General features: G+C 66.0%; 12 protein-coding genes and 1 pseudogene. 4 read left to right on the top strand and 9 right to left on the bottom strand.

Annotated elements, in window-relative coordinates; genetic code table 11:
- Window positions 1-219: 219 nt before the first annotated feature.
- From V3B25_RS18400 to V3B25_RS18375, 6 genes and pseudogenes are all read right to left on the bottom strand, one after another.
- Window positions 220-1,869, bottom strand: coding sequence for a phosphoethanolamine--lipid A transferase (locus V3B25_RS18400; RefSeq protein WP_317218253.1), 1,650 nt, complete (start codon window positions 1,867-1,869; stop codon window positions 220-222).
- Complete coding sequence (locus tag V3B25_RS18395; protein ID WP_329811212.1) at window positions 1,866-2,633, bottom strand: phosphatase PAP2 family protein; 768 nt, start codon at window positions 2,631-2,633, stop codon at window positions 1,866-1,868. Before V3B25_RS18395 ends, V3B25_RS18400 begins: the two co-directional genes overlap by 4 nt.
- A 111-nt stretch (window positions 2,634-2,744) precedes the next feature.
- Window positions 2,745-2,957: pseudogene (locus tag V3B25_RS18390) on the bottom strand (hypothetical protein); the annotation flags it as partial.
- Between the two features lie 207 nt (window positions 2,958-3,164).
- Window positions 3,165-4,814 carry a phosphoethanolamine--lipid A transferase gene (locus V3B25_RS18385; protein WP_317218253.1) on the bottom strand — a complete coding sequence of 550 codons (1,650 nt, stop codon included), beginning with the start codon at window positions 4,812-4,814 and terminating at the stop codon, window positions 3,165-3,167.
- The gene (locus tag V3B25_RS18380; RefSeq protein ID WP_329811212.1) at window positions 4,811-5,578 is read right to left on the bottom strand and encodes a phosphatase PAP2 family protein; all 768 of its coding nucleotides are present in this window, start codon (window positions 5,576-5,578) and stop codon (window positions 4,811-4,813) included. The genes V3B25_RS18385 and V3B25_RS18380 overlap by 4 nt, the downstream gene beginning before the upstream one ends.
- A 111-nt stretch (window positions 5,579-5,689) precedes the next feature.
- Window positions 5,690-7,393 carry a glycosyltransferase family 39 protein gene (locus V3B25_RS18375; protein WP_049401349.1) on the bottom strand — a complete coding sequence of 568 codons (1,704 nt, stop codon included), beginning with the start codon at window positions 7,391-7,393 and terminating at the stop codon, window positions 5,690-5,692.
- A 130-nt stretch (window positions 7,394-7,523) separates the two neighbouring features.
- Here V3B25_RS18375 and V3B25_RS18370 point away from each other — a divergent pair, with 130 nt between their 5' ends.
- Window positions 7,524-8,237: a response regulator transcription factor gene (locus tag V3B25_RS18370; RefSeq protein WP_329811209.1), complete on the top strand. Its 714-nt coding sequence runs from the start codon at window positions 7,524-7,526 to the stop codon at window positions 8,235-8,237.
- Complete coding sequence (locus tag V3B25_RS18365) at window positions 8,224-9,510, top strand: HAMP domain-containing sensor histidine kinase (RefSeq protein WP_032129860.1); 1,287 nt, start codon at window positions 8,224-8,226, stop codon at window positions 9,508-9,510. Before V3B25_RS18370 ends, V3B25_RS18365 begins: the two co-directional genes overlap by 14 nt.
- Window positions 9,511-9,725: 215 nt before the next feature.
- On the opposite strand, the gene V3B25_RS18360 is transcribed toward V3B25_RS18365, so the two are convergent.
- Window positions 9,726-10,115 carry a VOC family protein gene (locus V3B25_RS18360; RefSeq protein WP_049401346.1) on the bottom strand — a complete coding sequence of 130 codons (390 nt, stop codon included), beginning with the start codon at window positions 10,113-10,115 and terminating at the stop codon, window positions 9,726-9,728.
- A gap of 133 nt (window positions 10,116-10,248) precedes the next feature.
- Here V3B25_RS18360 and V3B25_RS18355 point away from each other — a divergent pair, with 133 nt between their 5' ends.
- Window positions 10,249-11,499, top strand: a complete 1,251-nt coding sequence (locus V3B25_RS18355) for a DUF819 family protein (protein ID WP_049421249.1) — start codon at window positions 10,249-10,251, stop codon at window positions 11,497-11,499.
- A 204-nt stretch (window positions 11,500-11,703) separates the two neighbouring features.
- Here V3B25_RS18355 and V3B25_RS18350 read toward each other — a convergent pair whose 3' ends face one another.
- Both V3B25_RS18350 and V3B25_RS18345 read right to left on the bottom strand, forming a co-directional pair.
- Complete coding sequence (locus tag V3B25_RS18350) at window positions 11,704-11,928, bottom strand: CstA-like transporter-associated (seleno)protein (RefSeq protein ID WP_005410613.1); 225 nt, start codon at window positions 11,926-11,928, stop codon at window positions 11,704-11,706.
- A complete protein-coding gene (locus tag V3B25_RS18345) occupies window positions 11,928-14,009 on the bottom strand; it encodes a carbon starvation CstA family protein (protein ID WP_049401342.1) in 2,082 nt (693 codons plus the stop codon). The genes V3B25_RS18350 and V3B25_RS18345 overlap by 1 nt, the downstream gene beginning before the upstream one ends.
- Before the next feature lie 215 nt (window positions 14,010-14,224).
- Between V3B25_RS18345 and V3B25_RS18340 the strand changes: the two genes are divergently transcribed.
- Window positions 14,225-15,076 carry a pirin family protein gene (locus tag V3B25_RS18340; RefSeq protein ID WP_049421250.1) on the top strand — a complete coding sequence of 284 codons (852 nt, stop codon included), beginning with the start codon at window positions 14,225-14,227 and terminating at the stop codon, window positions 15,074-15,076.
- Window positions 15,077-15,222: the final 146 nt, after the last annotated feature.

Genomic DNA, 15,222 nt, shown 5'->3' with positions numbered 1-15,222 from the left:
TGTCGAAGGCGGGGTGGGTCCGGTTGCGGGGGCGTGAGCGCCATGGATGGCGCGACCGAGCCTACAGGCATGTATTTACGGCGTCCCCCGCAACCGGACCCACCCCGCCAACCCACGGATAGCCAGCTTCTGCTGTTGCTGTTGCTGTTGCTGTCGAGGCTGCCGGCCAGCGGCCGGCACTACCGCGGGTGCAGGGCTGCAAGCCCTGCCGAACAACCCTCAACCCTCGCAGTTGGCGAACACGTCGCGGTCGCGCTCGTACAGCGAGGTCTTCACCTGCATCAGGCCCAGCACCGACGGGAACAGGTTGTCATGGTCGGTGTAGGCCGCCGAACGCTTGCGCACGCACTGCAGGTCCAGCCCGCGGCTGCTGGCGAAGCCCTGCGAGAACCACATCGTCATCGGTACCCGGGTCTGCTCGGCCGGCGCGATGGCGTAGGGCACGCCATGCAGGAACAGGCCCTTCTCGCCCAGCGACTCGCCGTGGTCGGACAGGTAGATCATCGCCGTGTCGTAGTCCTGCATGCCCTGCAGCGTGCCGATGGTCTTGGTCAGGAAGTGATCGGTGTACAGCACGGCGTTGTCGTAACTGTTGGTGATCTCTTCGCGCGAGCAGCGGCCGATGTCGCGAGTATCGCAGGTGGGGGTGAAGCGGCGGAACGCGGGCGGATAGCGCTCGAAGTAGGCCGGGCCGTGGTTGCCCAGCTGATGCAGCACCACAACGCGGTCGCCCGGCTTTGCACGTACCTGGGTGGCCAGGTCCTGCAGCAGGATTTCGTCCATGCAGCGGCCGTCAGCGCACAGGCCCGGGGTGGTCGCATCGGACAATGACTGGAAGTCCAGGCCTTCGCACACGCCCTTGCAGCCGGACTGGTTGTCACGCCACAGCGGCGTAATACCGGCACGGTTCAATACGTGCAGCAGCGACTGGTGCGCGCGGATCTTCTTCTCGTCGTAGTCGTGCCTGCCCCATGGAGAGAACAGGCACGGCAGTGAAACCTCGGTGCTGGTACCGCACGAATGCATGTCCGGGAAATTGACCACACTGGCCTGGGCCAGTTCCGGGGTGGTGTTGCGGCCACCGTTGAGGCCCCAGTTCTGCGCGCGCACGGTCTCGCCCATGACGATCACCAGCAGGCGCGGTTTGCTGGCAGGGGCACGCGGGGTGGCCTTGGCATCGGTACCGATCGGCAACTTCGGTGCGCGCTGCACCGGGTTGTCGCCACGCAGTGCACGCGGCATGCCCAGCAGCACATTGGCCGGGGTGGCGAGGTAACGCACTTCGCGCTGGTTGCGCATCAGTGCCGAGACATCCTGGAACGAGATCAATGCGCCGCCCACCGCGGTCACTGCCGCCACGACCAGAAAGCCGACGCGCCAGAGCAGGCTGCGGCCCCAGCTGCGGCGGCGCAGCTGCACGCGCCACAGCACCGCCATCGGCAGCACTGCCAGCAACAGCACCGGCCACAGCAGCGACACGGTCATCAGCTCGCGGCTTTCCTTGGGATCGGTCGCCAGCACGTTGCGCAGCATGTCCGCATCCAGGTAGATGTGGTAACGGCTCATGTAATGCGCAGCGAATGCGGTCACCAGCAGCAACAGGCTGATCACCACCTTGGCGTTCCAGCGCCAGACCAGGATACCCAGCAGCACGCCGTGCGCACCGAGCAGCAACAGCAGCAGCGACAGCGCGTAGCGCAGGCTGCCCGGATGGCTGGCCATCGCGCTGTGCCAGAACAGGCCGTTGCCGGCCACTGCGAAGAACAGGCTGGTCAGTGCGATCAGTGCTTCGGTGGACAGCTGCGGCCGCCAGCGGCGAAGGTTCGCCAACGCGGGAAGGCGGGCGGGGCGTTGGACCGATGCACTCATGCGTTTGCCTCCTGGCAGTGGGGACGGTCCAGCTGACGGCGGGCCAGGACGCGTTTGACGATCAGATACAGGCCCAGCGAAAGCAGCCAGCAGATCAACGCAGTAGCAACGTCATGCGAAAGGAAATGCGCGCCCCGCAGTTGCTGGCTCACGCCGAATACCAGGCCGGTGCCAAGGCCGATCCACAACCCGGCCCAGCGCCATGAAGGGCGCCACAGCAAGGCGAAAAAGTACAGGGACAACCATGCATAGCCCGCGCTGGCGTGGCCGGCCGGGAAGCAGGCCTGTGCGGTCATGCCTGCGGGGCGTGCCGTGAAAAGCCCGATGAACGGCTGGTGGCCACCGTAGCGCAGCAGGTCCCAGGGGCATTCCATCGGCACCAGCGACTTCAGCAGGGAGATCACACCCGTGCCCAGGGCCATGGCAATCACGACATAAAGCAGCGCCCACCGCAGGGTGCGATCGCGACCCTTTCGCCAGTGGTGGAAGCACAGCAGGATCGCCACGAGCGCAGCAGCCGTGCTCAGCCACTTGCCGGCCTTGTGTACCACCGTGCGGGTGACCCAGGCGTCCTGCAGCGCCCAATGGCCACCCTCAAGGCGGAACAGGTGATCGGCAACCCATTGGTCGCCGCCGAAATCCATCAGCAGCGTAAACACGGGCAGACCGATTGCGACAGGCAGCCAGAGGTGAGTTACGGCGAATTTTGACGCCAGTGGCGATGTCGCAAGCGGCGCTACCGAATCAAGGGGACGGACGGGCATGCTGGGAAAGGGCGGGTCGGGAATCCGCGGCCATGCTCGTCACCTGGATGTCGGAGAAGGGTCGGACGCTCGTTCGTGCCGGGTTAATGCTTGCCCGGCACATGTCAGCGTTCAGTCTTCTTCAGCGGTCGCGCCGGCCCGTTCGGCGTGGCATTCCGCGTCCCACGCGGTACCGGGAAGCAGTTGCCAGCGATTCCTGTTGGCAATACCGATATCGATCACCTTGCCCGGGTCCACGCACGGGCTCATCGCATCGTCCAGCACCAGCAGCCAGCGCTTGTCCGGTGCCTCGGCCAGCCACGGGCCGGCGTCGTGCCACTGCTCGGTGGGTCCGGTTGCGGGGGCGTGAGCGCCATGGATGGCGCGACCGAGCCTACAGGCATGTATTTACGGCGTCCCCCGCAACCGGACCCACCCCGCCAACCCACGGATAGCCAGCTTCTGCTGTTGCTGTTGCTGTTGCTGTCGAGGCTGCCGGCCAGCGGCCGGCACTACCGCGGGTGCAGGGCTGCAAGCCCTGCCGAACAACCCTCAACCCTCGCAGTTGGCGAACACGTCGCGGTCGCGCTCGTACAGCGAGGTCTTCACCTGCATCAGGCCCAGCACCGACGGGAACAGGTTGTCATGGTCGGTGTAGGCCGCCGAACGCTTGCGCACGCACTGCAGGTCCAGCCCGCGGCTGCTGGCGAAGCCCTGCGAGAACCACATCGTCATCGGTACCCGGGTCTGCTCGGCCGGCGCGATGGCGTAGGGCACGCCATGCAGGAACAGGCCCTTCTCGCCCAGCGACTCGCCGTGGTCGGACAGGTAGATCATCGCCGTGTCGTAGTCCTGCATGCCCTGCAGCGTGCCGATGGTCTTGGTCAGGAAGTGATCGGTGTACAGCACGGCGTTGTCGTAACTGTTGGTGATCTCTTCGCGCGAGCAGCGGCCGATGTCGCGAGTATCGCAGGTGGGGGTGAAGCGGCGGAACGCGGGCGGATAGCGCTCGAAGTAGGCCGGGCCGTGGTTGCCCAGCTGATGCAGCACCACAACGCGGTCGCCCGGCTTTGCACGTACCTGGGTGGCCAGGTCCTGCAGCAGGATTTCGTCCATGCAGCGGCCGTCAGCGCACAGGCCCGGGGTGGTCGCATCGGACAATGACTGGAAGTCCAGGCCTTCGCACACGCCCTTGCAGCCGGACTGGTTGTCACGCCACAGCGGCGTAATACCGGCACGGTTCAATACGTGCAGCAGCGACTGGTGCGCGCGGATCTTCTTCTCGTCGTAGTCGTGCCTGCCCCATGGAGAGAACAGGCACGGCAGTGAAACCTCGGTGCTGGTACCGCACGAATGCATGTCCGGGAAATTGACCACACTGGCCTGGGCCAGTTCCGGGGTGGTGTTGCGGCCACCGTTGAGGCCCCAGTTCTGCGCGCGCACGGTCTCGCCCATGACGATCACCAGCAGGCGCGGTTTGCTGGCAGGGGCACGCGGGGTGGCCTTGGCATCGGTACCGATCGGCAACTTCGGTGCGCGCTGCACCGGGTTGTCGCCACGCAGTGCACGCGGCATGCCCAGCAGCACATTGGCCGGGGTGGCGAGGTAACGCACTTCGCGCTGGTTGCGCATCAGTGCCGAGACATCCTGGAACGAGATCAATGCGCCGCCCACCGCGGTCACTGCCGCCACGACCAGAAAGCCGACGCGCCAGAGCAGGCTGCGGCCCCAGCTGCGGCGGCGCAGCTGCACGCGCCACAGCACCGCCATCGGCAGCACTGCCAGCAACAGCACCGGCCACAGCAGCGACACGGTCATCAGCTCGCGGCTTTCCTTGGGATCGGTCGCCAGCACGTTGCGCAGCATGTCCGCATCCAGGTAGATGTGGTAACGGCTCATGTAATGCGCAGCGAATGCGGTCACCAGCAGCAACAGGCTGATCACCACCTTGGCGTTCCAGCGCCAGACCAGGATACCCAGCAGCACGCCGTGCGCACCGAGCAGCAACAGCAGCAGCGACAGCGCGTAGCGCAGGCTGCCCGGATGGCTGGCCATCGCGCTGTGCCAGAACAGGCCGTTGCCGGCCACTGCGAAGAACAGGCTGGTCAGTGCGATCAGTGCTTCGGTGGACAGCTGCGGCCGCCAGCGGCGAAGGTTCGCCAACGCGGGAAGGCGGGCGGGGCGTTGGACCGATGCACTCATGCGTTTGCCTCCTGGCAGTGGGGACGGTCCAGCTGACGGCGGGCCAGGACGCGTTTGACGATCAGATACAGGCCCAGCGAAAGCAGCCAGCAGATCAACGCAGTAGCAACGTCATGCGAAAGGAAATGCGCGCCCCGCAGTTGCTGGCTCACGCCGAATACCAGGCCGGTGCCAAGGCCGATCCACAACCCGGCCCAGCGCCATGAAGGGCGCCACAGCAAGGCGAAAAAGTACAGGGACAACCATGCATAGCCCGCGCTGGCGTGGCCGGCCGGGAAGCAGGCCTGTGCGGTCATGCCTGCGGGGCGTGCCGTGAAAAGCCCGATGAACGGCTGGTGGCCACCGTAGCGCAGCAGGTCCCAGGGGCATTCCATCGGCACCAGCGACTTCAGCAGGGAGATCACACCCGTGCCCAGGGCCATGGCAATCACGACATAAAGCAGCGCCCACCGCAGGGTGCGATCGCGACCCTTTCGCCAGTGGTGGAAGCACAGCAGGATCGCCACGAGCGCAGCAGCCGTGCTCAGCCACTTGCCGGCCTTGTGTACCACCGTGCGGGTGACCCAGGCGTCCTGCAGCGCCCAATGGCCACCCTCAAGGCGGAACAGGTGATCGGCAACCCATTGGTCGCCGCCGAAATCCATCAGCAGCGTAAACACGGGCAGACCGATTGCGACAGGCAGCCAGAGGTGAGTTACGGCGAATTTTGACGCCAGTGGCGATGTCGCAAGCGGCGCTACCGAATCAAGGGGACGGACGGGCATGCTGGGAAAGGGCGGGTCGGGAATCCGCGGCCATGCTCGTCACCTGGATGTCGGAGAAGGGTCGGACGCTCGTTCGTGCCGGGTTAATGCTTGCCCGGCACATGTCAGCGTTCAGTCTTCTTCAGCGGTCGCGCCGGCCCGTTCGGCGTGGCATTCCGCGTCCCACGCGGTACCGGGAAGCAGTTGCCAGCGATTCCTGTTGGCAATACCGATATCGATCACCTTGCCCGGGTCCACGCACGGGCTCATCGCATCGTCCAGCACCAGCAGCCAGCGCTTGTCCGGTGCCTCGGCCAGCCACGGGCCGGCGTCGTGCCACTGCTCGGCCCAGGGCCGCTTGAAGCCGAACTCGCGCACCGGCCGGTCGGCCTGCAACAGGTTCTGCTCGCGCCAGGCCACCAGCGCCAGTTCGGCGTCGGGTCCGATTCGCGCGCCCACCCGGCGCATGAGTGCCGACGCCGAAGCGAAGGGGTCCAGGGCAGGCATCAGCACCAGGCCGTAGAGCATCCACAGCATGCCGTGGGTCAGCAGTACCAGCGTCGCGGCACGGCGTACCCGCAGCCACACGATCAGCGTGGCCAGGGCAATGGCGAAGGTCAGCAGGCCATCGCCCAGCACCGGCAGCAACGTCTCGGGCATGGCGCGGCGTTGCAGTTGCGCCAACGCCCATGGGTGCTCGGTCATCAGCATCACGCCGAGTACGCCGGTGGCCAGCATCAGCACCACGCTGTAGCCGAACAGGTAGCGGCGCACGCACACGCGGCGCAGCAGGCCGGGCAGCAGCGGCGCCACGGCCAGTGCCATCGCCGGCAGCATCGGCAGCAGGTACACCTCGCGCTTGCCCGGGCTGGCACTGAAGAACACCAGTACCAGTACGGCCCAGCCCAGCAGCAGCCACTGGCGGCGATCGCCACGACGGATGCGGCGCCACCAGGGCTTGAACAGCATCGGCAGCAGCAGGCTGCCCGGCAGCCACAGGGTCAGGATCACCTGCAGGTAGTACCAGGCCGGCTGCCGGTGGTGCCAGGCATTGGCGTAGCGGGTGCCGGTCTGCTTGAACAACAGCTCGTGCGCGTAGGCCTGCAGTTCGGCGCTGGGCGTATGCAGCAGGGCCCAGCCCAGCGGCGCCAGCCACACGCCCACGCCCAGCAGGAACGCCGGGATCAACCACAGCAGCGTTGCCGGGTGCGGACCCTCCACACGGTGCCCGCGACGGCGCTGGTACAGCCACCAGCCGAACCAGGGCAGCACCAGCAGCAGCGGCAGGAAACCCACGCCCTTGGTCACCGTGCCAACACCGGCGGCGAAACCGGCCAGCCACAGCGCGGGCAGGTTGCGACGTTCGCACAGGTGCCGCATCAAGCCCCACAGGGCGACGGTGGTCATCCCCACCAGCACCATGTCGATCTGCGCACGCTTGGCCATCAGCCCGAACTGCAGGGTGCAGAACAGCGCCGCGAGGGCATAGATGGAATGCCGCGGCGACCACAGCCGCCGTGCCAGATCCGACACCAGCCACAGACTCAGCAGGGCGCCCAGCAATGACGGCAGCAGGAACGACCATTGCCAGCTGCCGACCACCTCGTAGGCGGCAGCCTGCAGCCACATGAACACCGGAGGTTTCTCGGCATACAGCTCGCTGCCACGATGCGGCAGCAGCCATTGCCCGCTCTCGACCATGGTCCGTGCGGCCAGCACGAAGCGCGGCTCGTCCGGTGGCTGCGGCTGCCGAAGGCCGATGCCCGCTGCCAATGCAGCAATGATCAGCAGCCACAACAGGGGCAGGCGCCAACGGCGGGGCAGGGCTACGGGCACGGCAGGCTCCGGGAGCAAAACGGCCATTCTGAGGTGGCGGGGGTGGGAAAAGCGTCAGAAGGGGGCGGGACGACCGCATTCCGACATGGGCGGCGCTACCATGGTACGAACTTCCGTGGATGTTTCGTGCATGCGTCTGTTGGTGATCGAGGACAACCGCCAGCTGGTGGCCAACCTGTTCGACTATTTCGAGTCGCGCGGGCATGTGCTGGACGTGGCCCCGGATGGCATCACCGGCCTGCACCTGGCCGGCAGCCACCCCTACGATGCGGTGATCCTGGACTGGATGCTGCCGCGCATGGAGGGACCGGAAGTGCTGCGCCGGCTGCGTGCCGAGCACGCGTCGGAGGTGCCGGTGATCATGCTGACCGCGCGCGATGAACTGCCGGACAAGATCGCCGGTTTCCGCGCCGGTGCCGACGACTACCTGACCAAGCCGTTTGCCCTGCCCGAGCTGGAGGTGCGGCTGGAAGCGCTGCTGCTGCGTGCGCAGGGCCGCAACCCGCGCAAGCGCCTGCAGGTGGGCGATCTGGTGCTGGACCTGGCGACGCTGGAGGCCCAGCGTGAGGGCCTGGTGCTGCACCTGTACCCGGCCTGCCGCAAACTGCTGGAAGTGCTGATGCGGGCCAGCCCGGGTGCGGTGACGCGACAGCAGCTGGAGTTCGCCCTGTGGGGTGACGAGCCGCCGGATGGCGACCTGCTGCGTTCGCATGTCTACGAGTTGCGTCGCAGCGTTGACGGTCCGTTCGCCGAGAAGCTGATCCACACCCTGCCGCGCGTGGGTTACCGGTTGGCGGTAGTGGTGGGGGCCGACGCCGGCAGGAATGCTGATGAGGGCGCGTAAGCCGGGGCCGTTGTACAGGCGCGTGGTGTGGTGGTTGCTGGGCTATCTGGCGCTGCTGTCGATCGCGGTGTTCAGCGTCGGCAACTACGTGCACGAGCACGCCGAGCATGCTGCCTGGCGCGCGCTGCTCAACTCCGAGCTCGACAGCATCGTCGAGCATGTCGAGCACGAACCGCACTATCGCTGGCAGGATTCGGACACGCTGAGCCTGTACCGCTTCGACGCGGTCAACCTTCCCGATAGCCTGCGTACCCTGCATCCAGGGCTGCACGACGGCGTAATGGTCAAGGGCCGCGAGACGGCGGTGATGGTGCGTGAAACCCAGTCGATGGGACGGGTCGCGCTGGTACTGGACATCTCCGACTTCCATGACCTGGAACAGTTCGCCACGCGCTGGGTGATGCTGGCCGGGGTGATCATGATCTTCGTTACCGTGCTGATGGCTTCGTTCGGCATGGAGCGGATGGTGCGTCCGCTGAGCCTGCTGGCACAACACATCGCCGCGCTCAGGCCGGGCGTGCAGGGGCAGCGCATCGAGGTTGACCCGCGCGGCAGCTCAGAGCTGCACACCATTGCCAATGCGCTGAACGATTACCTGGACCGCAACGAGCAGTTCGTCGAACGCGAGCGGGTCTTCATCAGCACCGCCAGCCACGAATTGCGCACGCCGATCGCGGTGATGACCGGTGCCGCCGAACTGGCGCTGGAGCAACCGGGCCTGCCCGAGCGCGCGCGCCAGCAGATGCAGCGGGTACTGCGCACCGCACAGAGTGTGGAGCAGTTGATCGAACTGCTGCTGGTGCTGGCGCGTGATCCGGCGCGACTGGCGGCGCGTGCCGAGCGCATCGCGCTGGACCAGCTGCTGCCGGAGATCGTCGACGACCATCGCCACCTGCTGGGCGACAAGGACCTGAGCATCGGCATCCAGGCCGCACCGGTGGACATCGTCGCGCCGCTGGCGGTGGTGCAGGCAGCGATCGGCAACCTGCTGCGCAACGCCATCGAGAACAGTGGCCGTGGCCACATCGAATTGCGCCTGAGTTCATCGGCGGTGCTGACCCTGCAGGACCCGGGACATGGCATGAGCCCGGAAGAGATCGCGGCGATCCATGCGCGGATGGCCCGTGGCGAACGCGCCGATCGTGGCGGCGGCATCGGACTGGATCTGATCGCGCGGCTGTGCGAGCACCTCGGATGGACCCTGCAGCTGCAGCCCTGCGAGCCGCGTGGCACGCGTGTCACGCTCGATTTCAGTGCCTCGCGACCGCGCTGATCCAGCCGTTCGTGTAAATGCCAACCTTGGTTGGCATGCCGTTCGTCGACCAAGGTCGACGCCTACCCCGGCGGTGGCTGTCCGTGTTCTGGTAGGTGCCAGCCCTGGTTGGCATGCCCTGGCGGTGGCTGGGCGTGCTCTGGTAGATGCCAACCTTGGTTGGCATGCCGTTCGTCGACCAAGGTCGACGCCCACCCAGGCAATGGCTGTCCGCTTCAACGCCCGTTCGGTCGCGCCACGTGCTGGTCGATCAGGATCACGTTGCCGTCGGGATCGGCCAACTGCAGATAGCCCGTACCCTGGCCATCAGGATCGGTGCGGACCGCCAGTTCGATGCCCCTGGTATCCAGCTCTGCCTGCAGCTCACGCACATCCTGGAAGTGGGGCAGTTCCTGCTTGTGCTGGTCCCAGCCGGGGTTGAAGGTCAGCAGGTTGCCCTCGAACATGCCCTGGAACAGCCCGATCACCGTGCCGTTGCTGCGCATCACCAGCCAGTTCTGTGCCGGATCGCCGCCGGTGACCGAGAAGCCCAGGGCTTCGTAGAAGGCACGGGAGGCCGCGAGATCCTTCACCGAGAGGCTGACCGAAAAGGCACCAAGCTGCATGAGTGGGCTCCCTGACGGGATGGGGGGTGTCGGCACTGCAGCATGACCGGGCGTGAAGACAATGTTAATCTCGATCTGCGCCGCCTTATGCGGCGCTTTTTTTTCTCCGCTCTTTCGATCGACAGAGGATCCCATGCCGACCGAACCCGCTACTGCCCTGATCAGCAACGACATCGTTGGACTGGGCCTGATTGCCGCCACCCTGGCCCTGATCTTCTGGGCCGCCAGTGGTCCAACCCCGCTGCTGAAGAAGATCTTCGCCTGGGTGCCGGCCCTGCTGCTGTGCTATTTCATCCCCGCCGTCTACAACACCGCCGGTGTCATCGATGGCCACAACACCTCGCTGTACAACCCGGTCGCGCGTGACGTGCTGCTGCCGGCCGCGCTGGTCCTGCTGACCCTGTCGATCGACCTGAAAGGCGTCATCAAGCTCGGCCCGAAACTTCTGATCGTGTTCTGTGCCGGTACCGCCGGCATCATGCTCGGCGCCATCGTCTCGTTCCAGCTGATGAAGCTGATCCATCCGGAAACGGTGGCCGGTGATACCTGGGCCGGCATGGCCGCTCTGGCCGGCAGCTGGATCGGTGGCGGCGCCAACATGGTTGCCATGCGCGAGGTGTTCGGCACCGATGCCACCACCTTCGGCCAGTTCGCGGTGGTTGACGTGGCCTGTGCCAGCCTGTGGATGGCGATCCTGCTGTTCCTGGCCAACCGCGCACAGCAGATCGACACCCGCAATGGTGCCGACACCCGTGCCATCGACGAGATGAAGGCGCGCATCAGTGCCTACGAGGCGCAGAACGCGCGCATTCCCAGCATGACCGACCTGATGGTGATCGTTGGCGTGGCACTGGGCGGCGTCGGCCTGGCCCATGCCATCGCCGCGCCGCTGGCGGGCTGGTTCAAGGCCAATGTCAGCTGGGCCAGCCAGTTCAGCCTCGACAGCCAGTTCGTCTGGGTGATCCTGCTGTCCACGGCGATGGGCCTGGGCCTGAGCTTCACCCGTGCGCGCCGGCTGGAAGCGGCTGGCGCTTCGCGGCTGGGCACGGTGTTCCTGTACTTCCTGATCGCCTGCATCGGCATGCAGATGAACCTGCTGTCGCTGCTGGATCGGCCGTGGCTGTTCCTGCTCGGCGCGATCTGGATGGCCACGCACGTGCTGGTGCTGTGGGTGGTGGCCAAGCTGCTGCGCGCGCCGCTGTTCTTCTTCGCCATTGGTTCGCAGGGCAACATCGGCGCAGCCGCTTCGGCCCCTGTGGTGGCGGCGGCGTTCCATCCGACGCTGGCGCCGGTGGGCGTGCTGCTGGGTACGGTGGGCTATGCCACCGGCACGGGCCTGGCCTACGTCACCGGTCTGATCCTGAAGTGGATGGCCACCGGCTGAGTTCGGACCGCCCTGGCGTCATGCTTCCGTAGATCCACGCCATGCGTGGATGCATTTCATGGGTATCCATGAACAAGGAAGGGGTCAGATCCGTTTCCCGGAGGAAACGGATCTGACCCCGGATTCAACTCGATATCTGCCAGGTTTCATCCACGCATGGCGTGGATCTACTCAACGTCACTCGAGCGCTGTTGAACCGAACCCTCAACAGCAGCGGCCACCGTTGCGTCCGCCATAACGCGCTTCCTGGCGCTCGCGGAAGAACGTCTTGTAGTCCATCGGCTCCTGGTCCGGATGTTTTTCCAGCATGTGCCGGACGTAGTTGTCGTAATCAGGAATGCCACAGCACAGTCGTGCGGTCTGCACCAGGCGCCGCCAGATGCGGCGGTGCGCCTGGTACTGGCCGGCGGGAACCAGTTGGGTACTCATCACAGATCCACCATTTCATGCGGCTTCAGCGCCACGTACGGGGTCTCGCGGTCAGTGCGCTGCGGATTGCGGCGGGCCGCCAGGATGGTCTTGATCGAATACACCAGCACCGCGCCCACCACCAGCAGGAACAGCGCGGTCAGGCCGGTGTTGACGTAGGCGTTGACCACGATCTGCTTCATCTGCGCCACCGACTTGGCCGGTGCAGTGATGGTATCGCTGGCGAGCGCGGCCTGGAACTTGTGTGCCTGTGCCAGGAAGCCCTGTGCCGGATTGCTGTCGAAGATCTTGATGAAGCCGGCGTAGGTGGTGCAGATCAGCAGCCACACCGCCGGTACCGCAGTCACCCATGCATAGCGGTCACGCTTCATCTTGAACAGCACCACCGTGCCCAGCATCAGCGCGATACCGGCCAGCATCTGGTTGGAGATGCCGAACAGCGGCCACAGCGTCTGGATGCCGCCGAACGGATCCACCACGCCGGTGTACAGCAGGTAGCCCCACAGCGCCACGCAACCCGCGGTGCCGATGATGTTGGCGGTCCACGATTCGGTCTTCTTCAGGGCCGGCACGAAGTTGCCCAGCAGGTCCTGCAGCATGAAGCGGCCCGCACGGGTACCGGCGTCCACCGCGGTGAGGATGAACAGCGCTTCGAACAGGATCGCGAAGTGGTACCAGAACGCCATCATCGCGTCGCTGCCACTGGGAATCGCTTCGTGCAGGATCTGCGCGATGCCCACCGCCAGTGTCGGTGCGCCACCTGCGCGATGCAGGATGGTCGGTTCACCAATGGCCGCCGCGGTCGCGGTCAGCTGCTCGGGCGTGATGGTGAAGCCCCAGGTGTTGGTGATGTAGTGCGCGGCCGAGGCCGCATCGGCACCGATCACCGCCGCCGGGCTGTTCATCGCGAAGTAGATGCCCGGATCGATGATCGAGGCCGCCACCAGCGCCATCACCGCCACGAACGATTCCATCAGCATGCCGCCGTAGCCGATGTAACGCATGTGCGCTTCATTGGCCAGCAGCTTCGGCGTGGTGCCGGAGGAAATCAGTGCATGGAAACCGGAGACCGCGCCACAGGCGATGGTGATGAACAGGAACGGGAACATGCCGCCCTTCCACACCGGGCCGTCGCCGCTGGCGGCGAACTGGGTCAGTGCCGGCATCTTCAGTTCCGGCATCACCACCAGGATGCCGATGGCCAGCGCGATGATGGTGCCGATCTTGAGGAAGGTCGACAGGTAATCACGCGGGGCCAGCAGCAGCCACACCGGCAGCACCGAGGCGACGAAGCCGTAGCCGATCAGCATCCAGGTGATCTGGGTGCCGGTGAAGGTGAAGGCCGGGCCCCAGACCGGATCGGCGGCGACCTTGCCGCCGTACCAGATCGCGGCGAGCAGCAGGATCAGGCCAACCACGGAGATCTCGCCGATCTTGCCGGGGCGGATGTAGCGCATGTACACGCCCATCAGGATCGCGATGGGCATCGTCGCGATCACCGTGAACATGCCCCACGGGCTTTCGGCCAGTGCCTTGACCACCACCATCGCCAGCACCGCCAGGATGATGATCATGATCAGGAACGCACCGAACAGCGCGATGGTGCCGGGCACCTGGCCCATCTCCTCGCGCACGAGATCGCCCAGCGAGCGACCATTGCGGCGGCTGGACAGGAACAGGACCATGAAGTCCTGCACCGCACCGGCCAATACCACGCCCACCACCAGCCACAGCAGGCCGGGCAGGTAGCCCATCTGCGCGGCCAGCACCGGGCCGACCAGCGGGCCGGCGCCGGCAATGGCGGCGAAGTGGTGGCCGAACAGCACGTGCTTGTTGGTCGGCACGTAGTCCAGGCCATCGTTGTTGATCACCGCCGGGGTGGCCCGGGTCGGATCCAGCTGCATCACCTTGTTGGCGATGAACAGGCTGTAGAAGCGATAGGCGACGAGGTACAGCGACACCGCCGCGACGACGATCCACAGGGCATTGATGTGTTCGCCGCGGCGCAGCGCCACGGTGCCCAGACAGAACGCGCCGAGCAGAGCGAGTACCGCCCAGCCCAGTTTGGAAAACCCTTTCATGAGGTGCTCTCTCCCGGAAAGACAGACAAAGAGTCCTGCTTGCCCACGACAGGGTCAATTGGCACAGGACGAATCAGCGTTAGTACTTTGGTCGTACGCAGGGGGCGCTGACGTGCAGCGAACATCAGGGATGGAACAATCGGTTGCGGTGCCATCCATTGGCGTACGGCCATGTGGCGTCCATCTTCACTGGCATCCATCCAACAGGAGTCGCCATGAGCCTTCCCGAACCGGTCCGCGTGCTGCGTACCATCCGTGGCATGCCCACCTCCGACGGTGCCGGTGTGCGCCTGACCCGCGTCATCGGCGGCCCGACGCTGCCCGACCTGGATCCGTTCCTGCTGCTTGATGAGTTCGGTACCGACCGTGCCGAAGACTACATCGCCGGCTTCCCGGAACACCCGCACCGTGGTTTCGAGACCGTCACCTACATGCTCGACGGACGCATGCGGCATCGCGACAACCACGGCAACGAAGGCCTGCTGACCCCGGGCAGCGTGCAGTGGATGACCGCTGGCCGTGGCCTGGTGCATTCGGAGATGCCCGAGCAGGAAAGCGGGCAGATGCGCGGGTTCCAGCTGTGGGTGAACCTGCCGGCGAAGGAGAAGATGACCGAGCCGAAGTACCAGGAATTCGCGCCCGAGCGCATTCCCGTGGTGCACCCGGAGCCGGGCGTGGAGGTGAAGGTGATTGCCGGCAGCGTGGACGGCACCGATGGCCCGATCGTGCAGCCGGCCACCGATCCGCTCTACCTCGACATCACGCTGGCGCCCGACCGGGCCTGGACCTATGCGCTGCCGGAGGGGCACAACGCGTTCGCCTACGTGTTCGAAGGTGCGATGACCGTGGGTGAGCAGGACGCCGCGCGCGACGTTGCACGCCAGGAACTGGCGGTGCTGGGCGGTGGCGAGCAGTTGCACATCTCGGCCGGCAGCGAAGGTGCGCGGTTGATCCTGGTGGCCGGCCGTCCGCTGCGCGAACCGGTGATGCGCCACGGGCCGTTCGTGATGAACACGCGGCAGGAACTGATGCAGGCCTTCGTCGATTTCCAGGAAGGCAAGTTCTGAGGGAGTGCCGGCCGCTGGCCGGCAGCAGCCTCGGACAAAGGCGGATCGGGGTGCCGGCCCGCGGCCGGCACTACCGTCAGGTCGGCTCGCATTGCGGGGGGGGGGGCAGGCAGGCATCCCCGGCACCGTCCGCGCCCCCCGGCCCC

The sequence above is a fragment of the Stenotrophomonas sp. SMYL8 genome (assembly GCF_036320065.1).
GTDB lineage: Bacteria > Pseudomonadota > Gammaproteobacteria > Xanthomonadales > Xanthomonadaceae > Stenotrophomonas > Stenotrophomonas maltophilia_A.
The sequence above is the reverse complement of the archived record's forward strand: the minus strand, read 5'-3'. Positions and strand labels throughout refer to the sequence as shown.

What these genes read in the sequence shown, in the direction of transcription:
- V3B25_RS18360 (WP_049401346.1), bottom strand. Translation starts at nt 10,115, where the DNA reads ATGCAGCTTGGTGCCTTTTCGGTCAGCCTCTCGGTGAAGGATCTCGCG.
- V3B25_RS18395 (WP_329811212.1), bottom strand. Translation starts at nt 2,633, where the DNA reads ATGCCCGTCCGTCCCCTTGATTCGGTAGCGCCGCTTGCGACATCGCCA.
- V3B25_RS18355 (WP_049421249.1), top strand. Translation starts at nt 10,249, where the DNA reads ATGCCGACCGAACCCGCTACTGCCCTGATCAGCAACGACATCGTTGGA.
- V3B25_RS18365 (WP_032129860.1), top strand. Translation starts at nt 8,224, where the DNA reads ATGAGGGCGCGTAAGCCGGGGCCGTTGTACAGGCGCGTGGTGTGGTGG.
- V3B25_RS18385 (WP_317218253.1), bottom strand. Translation starts at nt 4,814, where the DNA reads ATGAGTGCATCGGTCCAACGCCCCGCCCGCCTTCCCGCGTTGGCGAAC.
- V3B25_RS18370 (WP_329811209.1), top strand. Translation starts at nt 7,524, where the DNA reads ATGCGTCTGTTGGTGATCGAGGACAACCGCCAGCTGGTGGCCAACCTG.
- V3B25_RS18340 (WP_049421250.1), top strand. Translation starts at nt 14,225, where the DNA reads ATGAGCCTTCCCGAACCGGTCCGCGTGCTGCGTACCATCCGTGGCATG.
- V3B25_RS18380 (WP_329811212.1), bottom strand. Translation starts at nt 5,578, where the DNA reads ATGCCCGTCCGTCCCCTTGATTCGGTAGCGCCGCTTGCGACATCGCCA.
- V3B25_RS18350 (WP_005410613.1), bottom strand. Translation starts at nt 11,928, where the DNA reads ATGAGTACCCAACTGGTTCCCGCCGGCCAGTACCAGGCGCACCGCCGC.
- V3B25_RS18345 (WP_049401342.1), bottom strand. Translation starts at nt 14,009, where the DNA reads ATGAAAGGGTTTTCCAAACTGGGCTGGGCGGTACTCGCTCTGCTCGGC.
- V3B25_RS18400 (WP_317218253.1), bottom strand. Translation starts at nt 1,869, where the DNA reads ATGAGTGCATCGGTCCAACGCCCCGCCCGCCTTCCCGCGTTGGCGAAC.